General features: G+C 57.4%; 14 protein-coding genes. 5 read left to right on the top strand and 9 right to left on the bottom strand.

Annotated features, from left to right (window positions below):
* Positions 1–171: 171 nt before the first annotated feature.
* The 3 genes from ACYVHC_RS04530 to ACYVHC_RS04520 all read right to left on the bottom strand — a co-directional run bounded on the left by ACYVHC_RS04530 (position 172) and on the right by ACYVHC_RS04520 (position 2,863).
* Positions 172–1,401 (bottom strand): PQQ-dependent sugar dehydrogenase, encoded by a 1,230-nt coding sequence (locus ACYVHC_RS04530; protein WP_460612474.1) that lies wholly within the window; start codon positions 1,399–1,401, stop codon positions 172–174.
* A gap of 71 nt (positions 1,402–1,472) precedes the next feature.
* On the bottom strand, positions 1,473–2,012 hold the full coding sequence (locus tag ACYVHC_RS04525; protein ID WP_460612473.1) for a hypothetical protein: 540 nt from the start codon (positions 2,010–2,012) through the stop codon (positions 1,473–1,475).
* A gap of 146 nt (positions 2,013–2,158) precedes the next feature.
* Positions 2,159–2,863: a hypothetical protein gene (locus ACYVHC_RS04520; protein WP_460612472.1), complete on the bottom strand. Its 705-nt coding sequence runs from the start codon at positions 2,861–2,863 to the stop codon at positions 2,159–2,161.
* A gap of 244 nt (positions 2,864–3,107) precedes the next feature.
* Here ACYVHC_RS04520 and ACYVHC_RS04515 point away from each other — a divergent pair, with 244 nt between their 5' ends.
* Positions 3,108–5,225: a TonB-dependent receptor gene (locus ACYVHC_RS04515; protein WP_460612471.1), complete on the top strand. Its 2,118-nt coding sequence runs from the start codon at positions 3,108–3,110 to the stop codon at positions 5,223–5,225.
* A gap of 119 nt (positions 5,226–5,344) precedes the next feature.
* On the opposite strand, the gene ACYVHC_RS04510 is transcribed toward ACYVHC_RS04515, so the two are convergent.
* The 4 genes from ACYVHC_RS04510 to ACYVHC_RS04495 form a co-directional block, all read right to left on the bottom strand.
* Positions 5,345–6,502 (bottom strand): Gfo/Idh/MocA family oxidoreductase, encoded by a 1,158-nt coding sequence (locus ACYVHC_RS04510; protein WP_460612470.1) that lies wholly within the window; start codon positions 6,500–6,502, stop codon positions 5,345–5,347.
* 185 nt (positions 6,503–6,687) lie between these two features.
* A complete protein-coding gene (locus ACYVHC_RS04505; protein WP_460612469.1) occupies positions 6,688–7,509 on the bottom strand; it encodes a universal stress protein in 822 nt (273 codons plus the stop codon).
* A gap of 466 nt (positions 7,510–7,975) precedes the next feature.
* Positions 7,976–8,248: a hypothetical protein gene (locus tag ACYVHC_RS04500; protein ID WP_460612468.1), complete on the bottom strand. Its 273-nt coding sequence runs from the start codon at positions 8,246–8,248 to the stop codon at positions 7,976–7,978.
* A gap of 41 nt (positions 8,249–8,289) precedes the next feature.
* Positions 8,290–8,811 (bottom strand): hypothetical protein, encoded by a 522-nt coding sequence (locus ACYVHC_RS04495; RefSeq protein ID WP_460612467.1) that lies wholly within the window; start codon positions 8,809–8,811, stop codon positions 8,290–8,292.
* A 159-nt stretch (positions 8,812–8,970) separates the two neighbouring features.
* Here ACYVHC_RS04495 and ACYVHC_RS04490 point away from each other — a divergent pair, with 159 nt between their 5' ends.
* On the top strand, positions 8,971–9,267 hold the full coding sequence (locus ACYVHC_RS04490) for a GNAT family N-acetyltransferase (RefSeq protein ID WP_460612466.1): 297 nt from the start codon (positions 8,971–8,973) through the stop codon (positions 9,265–9,267).
* Between the two features lie 290 nt (positions 9,268–9,557).
* Here the strand turns inward: ACYVHC_RS04490 and ACYVHC_RS04485 are convergent, their stop codons facing one another.
* Both ACYVHC_RS04485 and ACYVHC_RS04480 read right to left on the bottom strand, forming a co-directional pair.
* The gene (locus tag ACYVHC_RS04485) at positions 9,558–10,055 is read right to left on the bottom strand and encodes a fasciclin domain-containing protein (RefSeq protein ID WP_460613129.1); all 498 of its coding nucleotides are present in this window, start codon (positions 10,053–10,055) and stop codon (positions 9,558–9,560) included.
* 380 nt (positions 10,056–10,435) lie between these two features.
* Complete coding sequence (locus tag ACYVHC_RS04480; RefSeq protein WP_460612465.1) at positions 10,436–11,950, bottom strand: sensor histidine kinase; 1,515 nt, start codon at positions 11,948–11,950, stop codon at positions 10,436–10,438.
* Between the two features lie 179 nt (positions 11,951–12,129).
* Here ACYVHC_RS04480 and ACYVHC_RS04475 point away from each other — a divergent pair, with 179 nt between their 5' ends.
* The 3 genes from ACYVHC_RS04475 to ACYVHC_RS04465 are packed head-to-tail and all read left to right on the top strand — an operon-like array spanning position 12,130 to position 15,775.
* Positions 12,130–14,328, top strand: a complete 2,199-nt coding sequence (locus tag ACYVHC_RS04475; RefSeq protein ID WP_460612464.1) for an ATP-binding protein — start codon at positions 12,130–12,132, stop codon at positions 14,326–14,328.
* Positions 14,328–14,714, top strand: a complete 387-nt coding sequence (locus ACYVHC_RS04470; protein ID WP_460613128.1) for a response regulator — start codon at positions 14,328–14,330, stop codon at positions 14,712–14,714. Before ACYVHC_RS04475 ends, ACYVHC_RS04470 begins: the two co-directional genes overlap by 1 nt.
* Before the next feature lie 14 nt (positions 14,715–14,728).
* Positions 14,729–15,775, top strand: coding sequence for an adenylate/guanylate cyclase domain-containing protein (locus ACYVHC_RS04465; RefSeq protein WP_460612463.1), 1,047 nt, complete (start codon positions 14,729–14,731; stop codon positions 15,773–15,775).
* Positions 15,776–15,855 lie beyond the last annotated feature (80 nt).

Here is a 15,855-nt window from a genome sequence, read left to right as displayed (position 1 = left end):
TCGCGTGCTGACGTTGCAATGATAACCCTAACGATTCGAGCGAGATGCTTCGCTGCGCTCTGCATGACGTGCTGTCCACTAGGGTAATTACGTATACCAGGGGCAGCTTTGCGTTGGCTTGATGCGCCACTACATGCTCTAGAAGATAGGAGAGTACGCCTGATGCTGGGGCTAGCTGCGTTTCTTGGCTGGCTTGGGGGCGGCTTTACTGTTGCTGGTGTAGGCCACGCGGTAGATAACGCCGTTGTCGTCATCGGATACCAGCAAGGAGCCGTCGGTGGCTTGCACAATGCTGCACGGGCGGCCAAATTCCGACTTATCGTTTTCAACCAACCAGCCCGTTACAAAGTCCTCGAACTGCTGGGGCTGGCCTTGCGCATTGAAGCGCACCCGCACGATTTTGTAGCCCGAGGGCTGGGCGCGGTTCCAGGAGCCATGCATGGTCACGAAGGCGTCGTGGCGGTACTCGGCCGGGAATTGGGCGGCTCGGTTAAAGACCATGCCTAGGGGCGCCGAGTGAGCTTTGTACAGCAACAGTGGGCGCACGGCTTTGGCGTCAAACTGCTCGTAGGTTTCGCCCGATTTGGGCTTGTTGGCGGGGTAGGGCTTGCCGTCGGCAATGATGGAGGGCCAGCCGTAATTGCCGCCTTCCTTGATCTGGTTAAACTCTTCTTGCTGGTCTTCGTCGCCGAGCCAATCGATGCCGTGGTCGAGGCCGTAGAGCTGCTTGGTGCTAGGGTGCCAGTCGAAGCCAATGGTGTTGCGCAGGCCGGTGGCGTACACCTTGCGCCCCGAGCCATCGGTGTTCACCTGCAGCAAGGTGGCGTTTTCGGGGTTGTCTTCGTCGCAGGCATTGCAGGTGCTGCCCACCGAGAGGTAGAGCTTGCCATCGGGCCCAAACTGCAAGGTGCGGTTGGCGTGCTGGCCCGCGTCGGGCAGGTCGGTGTACAGGGTTTTCAGCTCGCCTAGGGTGCCATCGGCCTTCACATCGGCCACGTACAGCTCCCGGATGGCGGCAATGTAGAGCTTTCCGTCTTTCAGGGCCAGGCCGTGCAGATGCGGTTTCTGGGCTACCTGCTGCATCACTTCGGCTTTGCCATCCTTGTTTGCGTCGCGAATTAGGGTGATGGTGCCTTTCACGCGGTTGGAAACGTACACGTCGCCGTTGGGCGCCACGGCTAGCATGCGGGGCATATCCAGCCCCTCGGCGTATTTGCTGATGGTGAAACCCGCCGGGGCTTTCAGGCTGGCCACGCGCTCGGGGGTAGCGGGCAGCTTTTTGGGCAGGTAGATGTTGCCCGTCATCTTGAACGGAGTTGCCTCCGGCGGCACATTCTGAGCCGTAACAGATATACTAGCCAGCAGCGCAGCCGCCAGCGGAAAAGTCAGTTTAGAAAGCATAGCACAAGCGAATAGTCGTGCTTAATTCAACTGCTTTTTCAGCGTTGGGGTTACGCCGCCAGGGTTGCCCGCTATTGCCGACCTAGGCGCCATATAGAAAGCAACGTGATGAGCAGTAGCAGGAGCGTGGTGTTGCGCCACTCCGGCGTCAACAAATCAGTGCTCCTGTCAATAAACCATTCCGCAACTTTATCACTAAAAGGCCGCCACGGTTTTAGGTCGGTTTGGGATTGGTAGTATCCATTGCCGCATACAAATGAATACCGCAGGTCGCGAGGTTCATTGCCCAGCAAATTGAAGGTGTAAGGCGGCCTTCTCAAATCCAGCCAATGCCTTCTAATATCCAATCGGTGGGCTATATCCAATAGTTGAATAAAGGTGTTGTAGGTGGTTGACTCGGCTACAAATACACGCAACGCCCTCCCTTGAGTCTGTTCTTTAGTAAGGGAAAGGCATGAACTTTCTACCATTCTTACATCAAAATAATCGCTCCACACATTCCCCATTACAGTTAAATCCTGCCAAGCGCCGAATGCCTCAAGTTGTTTAAGCGTAGGGAAAGCTTCTGCTGAGCCAGCAGAAGCTTTTGGATCAGGAAGCGCTATTTGCATAATAGCCTGCCGGGGGTGATTCACCCAAGGCATAGCCATACGCCCTAACAGCAGCAACCACGCTAGCGCCACTAGCCCCGGCGGGAGCAACAAGTGGCGATGGTGGCGGCGGGGTAGGGGATAGAATAGCATACAGGGTAAATATATCAATCGAACGCAGTACTAAGCCAAACTACACCACATACTGCTGCCACACCTAAGCAGGCCAGCAGTGCCGTGCCCCAGGCCGAATGATGAAGTGGCTGCACTACCCGGTCTGCCCACTGGCTGGTAGCGGAAGATGCCGAATCGGGGGCTGTCCGCTCAGGTGCTTGTATTGGGCTAGGTTCCAGCTCAGAGGCTAGCGCTGGGCGCTGCCAGGAGTCGGTGAGGGCATACACAGCTATAACAGGAGAGTAATGGTCGATAAAGTATTTCTTAACCTCAAGCTGGTTTAGTTCGTCTAGCACATCAATGAGGCGGCCGTAGGTAGCATACGGACCAAAGCGAATGGATACCCCGTTGGTGTTGTCAGGAAACTGCATCATGTGCTTTAGCTGGTCGCGGAATAGCAGCAGATTCAGGCTGTCGTTGTACGTCTCTCCGGTCAGGGCCGTAGTGTGCCACAGGCGCATTCGGCGCAGTGTAGCGGGTGGGGGCACCTCAAACCGGAGGGACAGTTTAGACTCCTGGAAAGAGCGTGGGCGGGGGCGCAACGGCATGGCAATTTCCATTACAGTTTGCTTTGGTCTGTCCTGAACACTGAGCAGCAGAATTAGGCTTACTACCACCAGAAACGCCAGGTCGAGCAGCAATGATGGTGCAAATACGACGTGCGGGGGCCGGCGTAGGAGGGGCAGAATCTTGACCATGATACCAGGCAAAACCGGGAATAATCGAAAGACAATAGCTGATTAACCTGATACGAAGCCAGTGGAGGGTTTCGTATAGGTGAGAGGGTAGTACAGCAATATTTCCGCATATCTGCGCAAGCAGAACCAAACGAAATTGGCTGGAAGCGGTATAGCACCTGTGACCAACAACGCCCTAGGGTGTAGGGCTAGGGCAAGCTGCTGCCCAATGCACCCGGTCTACCAGCTATTTACTGCTTTTCGAATGTCCTACCGTTACGCCGCGCCGCTGCTGTTGCTGCCGCTGCCTATGTTGGCCCAAAACCTCACGGCCACTCCTCCTGATACTACCTTGTTGCGCCCGCAAGTGCTACCCGAAGCCACGGTAACCGGCTACGGTCAGCAACTGCCCCTGCGCCGCACGGCGGCGGCCGTAGGCGTGCTGGATGCTGCCGTGCTGGAACGGTTTCCGCAAACGGCCCTCACGCAGGCGGTGAACACGCTGCCAGGCGTGCGGCTAGAGGAGCGCGCTTCGGGCAGCTACCGCCTGAGCGTGCGGGGCAGCACGCTTCGCTCGCCGTTTGGGGTGCGCAACACCAAGGTGTATTACCAGGGAATTCCGTTTACGGAGGCGAGCGGCAGCACCCCGCTTAACCTGCTTGACCCCGCGCTCTTGGGCGGAATAGAGGTAGTGAAAGGCCCGGCGGCCAGCGTGTACGGTGCCGGCACAGGCGGAGCCGTATTGCTGACTGGGCGTCGGCCCGCCGAGGGTAGCCGGGCCCAGGTGGGTTTCACGGCCGGTAGTTTTGGGCTGCGGCGCTACACGGCCGCCGTAGAAACCGGCACCGCCACCGGCTACCTGCGCGCCAGCTACGCGCGCCAAAACCTCGATGGCTACCGCGAGCAAAGTGCCCTTCGCCGCGATGTGCTGGCCTTAGATGGCCAGTGGCAACCTTCTGAAAAGCAAACCATCAGCCTCCACACACTCTATTCTGACCTGAACTACCAGCTCCCGGGTGGGCTTACTAGGGCGCAGTTTGAGGCAAACCCCCGGCAGGCGCGGCCCGGCACCGCCACCAGCCCCGGCACGGTGGCACAGCGCACCTACTACGCCTCACGCACGGCGTTGCTGGGCGGCACCCACGAGGCGCGGTTTACCGAGCGGTTCAGTTTACGCACGACTCTGTATCTGAGCGGCAGCAGCATCCAGACGCCGTACCTGATAGACTTTGAGCGTAATACGCTGCTAGGCGGCGGCGGCCGGGTAGTAGCCAATTACCGCACCACGCTGGCCGGACGTACGCTGCGGTTGCAGGCCGGCACCGAAGGCCAAACGGGTTTCGAAAGCTCCCGCAACTACCAGAACCGCGCCGGCACGCCTGGCCCGCTGCGCTACGACGACGAAATCCGGACCCTGACGGGCTTTGCCTTCGCGCAGGCCGATTATGAGCTGCCAGCTGGGTTTCTGCTGACGGCCGGGGCCAGCTACAACCGCCTGCGCTACCGCATCAGCCGCATTTCCGACGCGGCAACTGCTCCCGATGGCTACCAGCTTACCCGCGACTTTCGGCCGGAGGTGTCGCCGCGGGTGGCGCTGCTACGCGAGTTTGGGCCGCAGCTTTCCGTGTATGGCAGCGTAAGCACGGGCTTCTCACCGCCTACTGAGGAGGAAATTCGACCATCTGATGCCTCCATAAACCGGGCGTTGCAGGCCGAGCGCGGCACCAGCTACGAGGTGGGTGCCCGCGGCCAGCTCTGGAATGAGCGTTTCCGTTACGACGTGGCTCTCTACGATCTGCGCCTGCGCCAAACTATTACCACCCGCACCACTGACCTAGGCACGCAGCTCTTCGACAACGCCGGCAGCACCCGCCAGCGCGGAGCAGAGGTAGCGCTCAGCGGCTGGCTCTGGCGGCCTACGGTGGCTGCAACCGATGGACCAGCCGCCGTAACGGCCCAGTCTGGCCTTCGGGCGTTTGCGAGCTATGCCTACAACCACTACCGTTTCCGAAACTATGAAAGCGGCGGCAACAACTTCAGCGGTAACCGCCTCACGGGCACTGCGCCGCACACCCTCACCGCTGGCCTCGATTTCAACGAAACGCTAGGCTTCTACCTGAACCCAACCGTTAATCACCAGGCCCGCATTCCGCTCAACGATGCCAACACCCAATATGCCACCGGTTACTGGACCTTTGGTACCCGCGCCGGCTGGCGCCGCGAAGTAGGTGCGCTGGCACTGGATGTGTTTGGCGGCCTAGAAAACATAACCGACCGCAACTACAGTCTCGGCAACGACCTGAATGCTTTCGGGGGGCGCTACTTTCAGCCCGCACCCGGCCGCAACTGGTACAGCGGTGTGCAGCTAGCCTGGAAATGGTAATGCTGCCAGTTTGCTTGAAAAACGCTAGGCCCTAGAAAAGCGAAAACCCCTTAACGCCACGGTATGGTGTTAAGGGGTTTCGCTTTTCTAGGGCCTAGTGGAATGCCGTAGCAGGCAGGTTATACTTTCACCTTTTTGCCCGTGCGAGCAGCTTCGTAGATGGCCATGATCAGACGGATGTCCTTAATACCTTCTTCGCCCGGTGTTTTGGGCGTTTTGTTTTGCATCACACACTCGGCCATGTGGTCGAGCTCGGCAGCAAATTGGTTGCCTTCCTTGAGGCTAGGCTTCATCTCGCCGTCTTTGGTCCCGATGGTCATGTTGTGCTCGTAGTAATCGGTGGCCGGGTCGAGGTCGAGGAAGGCTTTGTCGCCGAAAGCACGGTAGCGCTTTACCTCCTGAATGCTGTAGGAGCTGGTGCACGAGGCCAGCACGCCGCTTGGGAAGCGCAGCGTGAAATGAATCGTGTCTTCTACCTCCTTGAAGCGCGGGTCAGACTTATCCGTGAATTCCTGGGCTGTTACTTCCACGGGCTCTTCGCCGGTGAGGTAGCGCGTGGCGTTCAACGAGTAAATCCCGATGTCCATGAGCGAGCCCCCGCCAGCTATTTTCTTAACCACGCGCCAGGCTTCGGCCTTTTCTTCGGTGGGTTTCACGGCTCGACCGTGGTCGGCGGTTATCTGGCGCAGCTTGCCTAGCTCGCCCTTCCGGATGCGCTCAATGGCATCGAGGTTAAAGGGCTCGTACTGGGCCCGGTAGGCAATCATGAGCTTTTTGCCAGCTTTCTTGCAGGCGTCAATCATCTTCTGGCAGTCTTCCACGGAGGTGGCCATGGGCTTCTCGCTGAGCACGTGCTTACCGGCTTTGGCAGCCCGCAGCGTGTACTCCATGTGCATAGACGGCGGCAGCACAATGTACACTACATCCACGGCCGGGTTGTCTTTAATCGAGTCGAAGGTGTCGTAGGTGTAAATGTTCTTCGGATCAACACCGTATTCGGCCGCCAACTGCTTGGCTTTGTCGGGCGAGCCGCTGACCAGGGCCGTGATTTGGGCATGCTTACATTCTTTGAACGCCGGCATCATTTGCTGAGTGGCAAATTTGCCCAGGCCCACAATGGCAAAGCCCAGCTTCTTCTGGTTATCGTTTTGCATAACGGATTCTGGTTGAATGAGGGGTAGCGCCGCGGCAGGCCCAGCTACGGCCACCAGGGCTGCGCCTAGGCCGGCTTGTCGCAGAAACTGCCGCCGCGAATCGGTGTCGGATGGTACAGGCATAGCGCTAAATTGAAATGCACGAGCTACACACAACGGCCAGATCCGGACAGGCGTTACGAAATGCCCAAGTCTTTTACCTGCTTGTCGTAACCTGGCAAGGGCTTTGGCTGCTTCAAGTGCCTAGTAAAAGCAACGGCCTGCTCGCAGGGTGCAAGCAGGCCGTTGCCTTATACCATAGCTGGGGCCTAGTCCAAAGCTGGCAGCAGCAGAACGGGCAGGTGGCTGTGCAGCACCACCTGAGGCGTAACGCTGCGGTTGAACAGCTGCCCCAGGAAGCTGCGGCGCCGCGCTATAAGCACCAGCATGTCGGCTTTGGTTTCGTGGGCCGCCTGTATGATGCCTTCCGGAATTCGCCGGTGCCGTACCCCGTGGGTCCGGACGCGCGACGGGAATGAGCCGAGCAGCCCGCTAGCTGCCACCGCATCCAGCGAGGCCGTGCAGGAGTCACTGTCTTCGGGCTCGGCCACGTGCGTAACCGTTACCTGGGGTTGTAGGCGCTCCAACAGTATTCTAACCCCCTCCGACTGGGTTTTGAGGCTGATAGCGGAGTTATCGGCGGCAATGGTTATGCATTTGGGTGGCACCGGCGCCGTGGTGCCCAGAGGAATAACCAGCAGCGGCGTGCGGGTGGCGCGCAGTACTTTTAGGGAAGTGCTGGTAACGAGCTCATCCGGAACGGTTTCGGTGTTGGGCTTGCCTAGTACTACCAGGGCAGGGGAGTGGCGGCGCACGGCATCGGCCACGGCGGCCTCCACGCCCTCCATCGCCGACTCAACGGTAGTGGGTACGCCCAGCGCCTGCACCCGCTCCGCCAACGACGCCGCTACCTCTCCCTCCGACATATGCCGGATGCTGCCATTAAAGGCATCGGGGTCGAGCAAGGATTCCCGCCGGATGTGGACGAGCACCAAAGGAGCCCCCAGCGGGCCTGCCAGCGCGGCGGCGTACCGAAGTGCTTGGTCGGCGGCAGGTGTAAAATCAGTCAGGACGAGGAAAGGAGCAGCCATATGCGGAAACAGGTTTGGAAGAGAGTTGCAGGCGAATGGTGAGTTAGTATACGCTAAAAGCGCCATTCCGTAAGTTTTTCAGCTATTTTTCTGGCCGCCTGGCAGCGTTGCACACGGTTTGAGGCCCCGCCAGGCCTAGTAAAGTATCAACCTTGAAAACTCCGGCTAACCCTACTCGCCTGGCTAAATATATTGAAAGCCATCTATTTCAGTTGGCGCTGGGCACAAGGCTAGTACCTAAGCCGAGCGTGTAAATGTAGTCCAGCGCCACTGCCCGCAGGCTTCTTGTAACTACTGCGCATCCAAGGCTCCAAGCCCGCATGTCACTCTGAGAGCTGTTCAGCATAAAGGGGTGTTCTGGAACCCCAGTGCGTACGGCTTGCTGAACAGCGTCTAAAACAAAAAAGCCTTTCTACGCAGCGTAGAAAGGCTTTTTAAAGGAGTTGCCTTGTAGCAACGCGTAGTCCTAGCGGTTGTTATCGTCGATGGGGTTGTTATAGCCCGGAATGTCCAGCTCGTCGCGACGGGTTTCGTTGTCGGGGTCGGGGCCGGTGGTGGAGCTCCCCATCGGAATGCCGGTGGTTTCCTCCTCTAGTCGGGCAGAGGTATCGAGCGTGCCTTCTTCATCGCGCTTGTAGCCATACAGCTCTTCGCGGTGCTTGCGTTGCTCGTCGGTCAGGTTAGCGCCCGATTTGGGGTCCAGCGCTGCCGCCGGATCTTGGTTGTTATCAGTGGCCATAGGAGTAGAGTAAAGAGGGAAAAGTAGGAAAGCCAGCGCCGTTATTTGCCAGAACCCGGAATGTCGCGGCCTTCATCGGGGCGCAGGGCGCTGAATTCATCGGGGTTGTCGTTGTTGCCAACGTTCGGGTTGTGGCCTTGGTCGTCGGTGTCCGGAGCGGGGCCGGTGCTGTGGTTGGCTGGCTCATTGGTGGCCCAGTTGCGAGTACCACCGCCGTAGCGTGGGTCGTCTTTAGCCCAGCCTTCGCGCTGCTCTTCATACTCGGCATTGGCTACGTGCCGAACTTCCGGCGTATCGAGGTTCTGTGGCACGCTGCCCCGCTGCTCCGGAAACGCAATGGGTGGCGCTACAGCACCGCCTTCGGTTACACTATCGCCTTCAACTGAGGCATTGGTGGTGCTAGTGGAAGCGTGGCCAAAATCACCGTACTGTGGCGACTTATGACCGTGGCCTACCGTGGGCTCCGGTGCCTGCGTAGGGGCATTGTTGGAGCGGTTTACTTGCTGCTCGTCGGAGGCATTGCTCTGATTAGAGGCCGGCGTATGTTCAGGGGTAGGTTGCATATCGGAAAGAAAGTAAGGGTAGAGGTGGGAAACGGGAGAATACAAACTGGGCTGTACCCGGTTTTGGTCGGTATACGTAGACCGACCTAAAAAAGCTACCACTCGCGCCTCGCAACCTATAGCCGGCGCTTCCCCCTCACACCCTATATACTTTTTCTTATGGCCGCAAACGTAGAACACAGTGCAGAAAATCAGGAATTTACTCTTGAAGAAAACGGGTTTGGCGGCGAGCTGGCCTACAGCCAGAATGGAAAGGACATCATCGACTTTACCCACACCTATGTAGACGAAGAGCTCCGGGGCAAAGGCATGGCCGATACGCTGGCCAAAGCCGGCCTCGACTATGCCCGCGAGCAGGGGCTGAAAGTGCGCACCAGCTGTGAGTTTATGCGGGGATTTGTGCAGCGGAATGCCCAGTACCAAGACCTGCTGGAAACGCCCGCCCAGAGTTCCTAGGTGCCAGATGCGGAGAAAGCACCTCTTGTATTTCCGCTGTTTTGCCCGCTACCCCAAGTTGTCTGCTTCTGAAAGTTTGTTCTGATTCTCCTGCCAGTCGTGCGAAGCAGAGCCGAAGCATCTCGCTCGCATCGTTGAATAGATACTCAACCTCAACACGCCAGATGCTTGGACAGTCGGACGTAAGACCAAGCATGCCCGTTCTTGCGTTCTCAGCCACAACCTAGCCTCATAAAAAAAGCCGACCCTAGCAGGTCGGCTTTTTTAGTATCTGCTTAGCAGATAGGAGGTTATTTAGTTGGCATCAGCACCGTGTCTACTACGTGCGTCACGCCGTTTTTCGATACCACGTTCGGGATGGTAACGTTAGCCATGCCGCCTTTGGCATCATGAATCATAACCGTATCGCCGCTGCGGTGCACCTTGAGCAGTTCGCCTTCCACCGTCGTGAGGGTTTGTCCGTCGCGCAGGTCGGCGGCCAGCAAGCGGCCCGGTACCACGTGGTAGGTCAGGATGGTAGTCAGCTTCTGCTTGTTTTCGGGTAGCATAAGCGAGGTAACTGTACCGGCCGGCAGCTTATCGAAGGCAGCATTGGTGGGGGCGAACACAGTAAATGGACCCGCGCCTTTCAGGGTTTCTACCAGCCCAGCGCCCTTTACGGCGGCTACCAGGGTAGTGTGGTCGGTAGAGTTGATGGCGTTATCCACGATGTCTTTGTCGGGTGTCATCATGGCCCCGCCTACCATTACGCCGGCGGCGGTGGTGCTGCTCATCTCCATCGATTTCATGTCGGCGCCTTTGCGGGGCTTGGTGGTAGCCTTCAGCTTGGCCCCGTTATCCGACTTGCCCTTAACCTTCACCTTACCGTCGTCGGCTACTTTGGTTTTGCTGCTCATGCCAGCTTCTTTGGTCTTGGTCTTCTCGTCATCCGACTTGGTCTTGACCTTGTCTTGGGCCATGGCGGAACCAGCGGATAAAGCAAACGAGAGCGTGAGGGCGGAAAGCAAATACTTGTTCATAGGAAGAAAATTGAGGTGGAGAGAGAAATATGCAGCCAACAAAAGCTGGGGTGCGGCCATATACGCAGAAGCTCAGCACTTAGATGTAAACCGGTGGCCGCGCGCCTTGTTACGACCGTCGTTTCTGCCTGCCACGTGGGCAGGGCGGTTCAGCTTTCATCGGGCGGGGCTTCTGGCGTAGTGGGGGTAGCTGCTAGGGGCAGGCACACCGTAAACTCGCTGTACTTGCCTTCTTCCGACTTTACCGTGAGGGTTCCGTTGTGGCCTTTCGTTACCATATCGTAGCTTAACGAAAGGCCCAGGCCGGTGCCTTCGCCCGGCGGCTTGGTAGTGAAGAAAGGATGGAAAATCTGGTCTAGCATGGTAGCCGGAATGCCGGTGCCATTGTCATACACGTTCAGCAACACCATGGAGCCTTCGCGGCGGGTAGAAACGGCCACCGTGGGCCGGTAAGAGCCGGCAGGCATCTGTTCGGCTTTCTTTTTCACGGCATAAAAGGCATTGTTGAACAGGTTCAGCAGCACGCGTCCAATATCTTCGGCTACCAGCTCAAGGGGTTGAAGCTGCAGCGAGAAATCAGTGGAGAGCGTGACGTTGAAGGAGGGGTCTTTGGCGCGTAGGCCGTGGTAAGCTAGGTGCAGATATTCGTTGCAGAGGGCATTAAGGTCAGTGGGGCGCCGCTCCCCACTGTTGGCGCGGGAGTGCAGCAGCATCGAGCGTACAATGCTACTGGCCCGGGCTGCGTGCTCGCTCACACGCTGCTGGCTTTGGGTTAAGTCGTCGAGGGTAGGTAGTACTGCTTTTTGGCTTTCCTCCGATAGCGGTTCCTTGGCCAGGGTTTCGCGCAGCTCCTGCACCAGCTCCTGGCCCACCTCCGAAAAGTTGGTTACAAAGTTGAGCGGGTTCTGAATTTCGTGGGCAATGCCGGCGGTTAGAGCCCCCAGCGAGGCTAACTTTTCCTGCTGCACTAGTTGGGCCTGGGTGGTGCGCAAATGGTGCAACGACTGCGCCAAGGACTCATTCTGGCTGGTAAGTAGCTTTTCCTGCTCCAGGTTCTCGCTACGGAAGTAGTACACCACCAGAAACAACGTCAGGAAGCACAAGGCCACGTTCACGTTGTAGAAATACGCACTGTTAGGCGCATACAGCGAGTACGTGACGATGGTCATGGCGTGGCGCACCGCAAAGTAGGCCACCACGTTCACCAGAAACAGAAACGCTAGCTTCCAGAACGTACGGAAGAACAGCATGGCCACAATGCTGTTGGTAATCAGGTAGAACTCCACGCCATCGTGGCGCCTGACGATGGCCGTAGCTCCGCAAATAACCGTTACGCTCAGGATGTTGTAGTACGCCGAGGCATCGAAGCGGTGGTAGTAATTCAGGAACAGCGGCGGAATGTGCAGCACCAGTCCGGCCACGCACACCCGGAACGTTACCCAATCCGGCGAGTTGAAGTACAGCACCACATAGCCAGCATAAATCAGAATAGTTATCCAGCAGATGCCATTGAGCAAGTGCACCCGCTTGAGTTGCCATACGGTAAGTGTAGGCAGCACCCCCAGGTTAATGGCCCGCAGCCACAGCTCCCTAGCCCACTGCTTTAGCCCAGCCCAAAAGGGTGGAGCGGTAGCTTGGGGTGGGGTAGGCACGGGAGCAAGCATAAGGTGAGTTGATAAGGGGATGGAAATAAAGAGCCATGCTAGCTCTGCGTGTGCACAAAATGACACATAATTTCCTGAAATAAATTCCTATTTAATAATACTATATTTATAATTAAAAACTACTTAAGCATTTGGCCCACTGAGTGCTGCTATCAAAAAGCCTTTATCCACCCCGCGCCATGAAAGCCTGTATCCTGCTGCTATTGGCCATTGCTATGCGGGTGATTTCGGTGCAGGCCGAAAGCATGGAGCCAACCCTTACGTTTACCACCATGCCGCCCGACGGGATTGTGCTGAACCGGGGCTGGAAGTACATGCCAGGGCACAACCCTGCATGGGCCCGCCCCGAGGCCGATGATCGTAACTGGAAGCCCATTAACCCCACAGAGCGCCCGCGCCTGCTTCCTCAGTTGGGCCAAACGGGGTGGTTGCGGCTGCGTTTCCGGATTGCGCCGGAGCTACGCCGCCATGCCCTAGCACTGCGGGTGTACCAGTTTGCGGCCACCGAGGTGTACTTTAATGGCAAGCTAGTACGGCGCTACGGCGTGCTTCATCCTGACCCCAGTGAGGTGCTGCCTTACTGGCCCGATGGAGAGCCGATTGAGCTGTCACTCAGCAATCAGCCGGAGCAGGTGCTGGCCATACGCTACGCCAAATGGCCCGGTTTCACCACTTTCAGCGACTTTTTCGTGCCGCTGTTTTTTAAGGCGCACTTGGATGGGTTGCGCCAGGTAGTGATGTACAATGAACGCGAGGCCACGTTCAAAACCTCCGACATGCTGCTGTTTGGCATCTTTTTGCTGCTGAGCATGCTGCATCTGGCCTTCTTTCTCTATAACCCTGCGCAGCGCGCCAATCTGTACTTTACGCTCTATACGCTGGCGGTATCCGTAAGCTTTTGCTGCACCGGCTTCCTGGATGAGGTGCACCGGCTAGATATGCGGCTGGTCCTCGATATCCTTTCCTATATCAGTCTGCAAACAGGTGGGGTGTTGGCCGTACATGCCCTGTACTGCCTCTTTGATGTGCCTCGGGGCAGGCTGTACTACGGGCTTTGGATTGCGAACGGTATAAGCCTTGCGCTGCTCACGTTTAGCCACCAGTTGAGTTGGTACCCCACGGTAGCGTTTATGGTGCTGGTTTCGGCGGAACAGTTGCGACTTACGCTGGCGGCCATGCGGCAACGGATACGGGCGGCAGGCATTATTGCTACGGGGTTTGCAATTGCGCTGGTCTTGCTGGTGGTATTCGCTACGCTGGCCCGCTTCAACTATGAGTGGCTGCAGGTGCAGGTGCTGTCGGTGCCGGTGCATACGCTGCTCACGTTTCCGGCATTTCTGAGCCCGGTGCTAGCCATTTCGCTGTTTCTGGCCCGGCAGTTTGCTCTGGATAGTCGGCTGCTGAAAATTAAGCTGAATCAGGTAAACAAGCTCTCGGAGCAAACGATGGCTCAGGAGCGCGAAAAGCAGGTGCTGCTGGCCCACCAGAACGAAACCCTGGAGCGGCAGGTGCAGCAGCGTACGGCCGCCTTGCAGCGCACGCTCAACTACCTGCAAACCACCCAGGACCAGCTGGTGCAAAGCGAGAAAATGGCGAGCCTGGGTGAGCTCACAGCCGGTATTGCCCACGAAATCCAGAACCCCCTCAACTTCGTCAATAACTTCGCTGATGTGGCCGTGGAGCTGTTACTAGAGCTCAAGGAAGGCCCGTTGCAGGCGCTGCCCGCCCGCGAGAAAGAGTATGCCAACGAACTGCTGGAGGAACTGACCCAGAACCTGGCGAAAATCCATACGCACGGGCACCGCGCCGATTCCATTGTGAAGAATATGCTGGAGCACAGCCGAGCCAACACCGGCGAGCGGCAACCCACCAACCTCAACGCCCTCTGCGACGAGTACCTGCACTTGGCCTACCATGGCCTGCGCGCCAAAGACCCCTCCTTCAACGCTACCCTTACTACCCACTTTGATGCCGAGCTGGGCCTAGTAGAAGTGGTGCCGCAGGATATGGGCCGGGTGCTGCTCAACCTGTTCAACAACGCCTTTTACGCCGTGCACAAGCGCCATCAGCTAGCAGAAGCCGGATACAAGCCCACCGTAACCGTGAAAACCTGGCGCACCGACGACGGCGTACAGATTGCGGTGCATGATAACGGTACGGGCATTCCGGCCTCAGTAGTAGAGAAAATCTACCAGCCGTTTTTCACTACTAAGCCTTCCGGCGAAGGCACCGGCCTGGGGCTTTCCCTGAGCTATGATATCGTCACGAAAATCCATCATGGCTCCTTGCGCGTTGAGACGGAAGAGGGCCAGTTCACGGAATTCACGGTGTGCCTGCCCGTTGGGCACGAGGTTCCCACCCAACATAGCGTGTCATGATAAAAATTCTGGTGGTTGATGATGAAGCCGATGTGCGCCTGCTGTTTGAGCAGCGGTTTCGCCGCGAAATCAGAAGCGGCGTGTTCTCATTTGCCTTTGCCTTTACCGGCGAAGAGGCCCTAGCGTATCTAAAGCAGGAAGGCCACTACTCAGAGGTGGTCCTGATTCTGTCCGACATCAATATGCCCGGCATGAGCGGCCTGGAGTTGCTGCGCTACATCAAGCGCGACCACCCCACACCGCCCCCGCAGGTGATGATGATTACGGCCTACGGCAACGAGGCCAGCTACCAGGAAGCTATGCGGCTGGGAGCCAACGATTTTCTGGTAAAGCCGCTCGACTTCAACATGCTGCGCCAGAAATTACTACCCCTCCACGAGCTCTGAATCTACTCTGGCCCATGAAAATCAAGATTCTGGTAGTAGACGATGAGGCCGATTTGGAGCTGCTCATCAAACAGAAATTCCGCCGCAAAATCAGGGAAGGAAACTATGAGTTTGCCTTTGCCCACAACGGCCAAGAGGCGCTGGACTGCCTAGCCCAGCGCCCCGACTTTGATATTGTGCTGAGCGATATCAAGATGCCGGTGATGGATGGCCTGACGTTGCTCACCAAGCTGCAGGAACTCAATCCGGTCCTGAAGACGGTGATAGTATCAGCCTACGCCGACATGCAGAATATCCGAACGGCCATGAACCGCGGCGCCTTCGATTTCGTGACCAAGCCCGTCGAGTTTCAGGACCTAGAAGTAACCATTGAGAAAACGGCTGCTCACGTTCAGCAGCTGCGCGAAACCCTGCGCGCTATTCAGGAAAACAACATCCTGAAAATGTACGTGGATGAAACCGTTATCAACTTTGTGGCCCGACCCGGGTTTGAAAACCAGCTGCTGGTCAGCGAAACCATTGAGGCCACGGTGGCTTTCATGAACCTGTGCCGCTTTACGGAGCTTGCTGAAAAGATGCCCGCCGCCGCCTTAATCGAGCTGCTGAACTCGTACTTCGACCAGATGGTGAAGGAGATTATTGCGCAAGGTGGCTACGTAGATAAGTTTATGGGCGACGCCGTGATGGCCGTGTTCCGCGGCCCCTACCACCTAGACAGGGCCATTGATGCCTCCCTGGCGGTGCGAACCCTGCTCCAAACCACCTGCAACATCTCCCTCAATGGCCTTGATTACCAACCAGAAATATCTATTGGGGTTAATGCCGGCGAAATGGTATCGGGCAATGTAGGCGCGGTTTCCCTAAAACGGCTCGACTACACCATTATTGGAGATGCCGTGAACGTGGGGCAGCGCCTGCAGTCCATTGCGCAACCCGGCCAGATTCTTATCACGGAGGCCACGTATCAGCGGGTTAAGGAGTCGTTTCAGTGCCAGCCCATGGGGGAAGTAAAGCTGAAAAATAAAGCTCACCCCGTTATGGTGTACGAGGTGGTTGCGTAAGCCGAATAGTCAAGTAGGTGTGCTGCTGATAAGTAAAGCTCGTCATGCGGAGCCTCGCCGACGCAGCTTCCGTGCTGAGG

Source organism: Hymenobacter seoulensis (assembly GCF_054780535.1).
The sequence above is the reverse complement of the archived record's forward strand: the minus strand, read 5'-3'. Positions and strand labels throughout refer to the sequence as shown.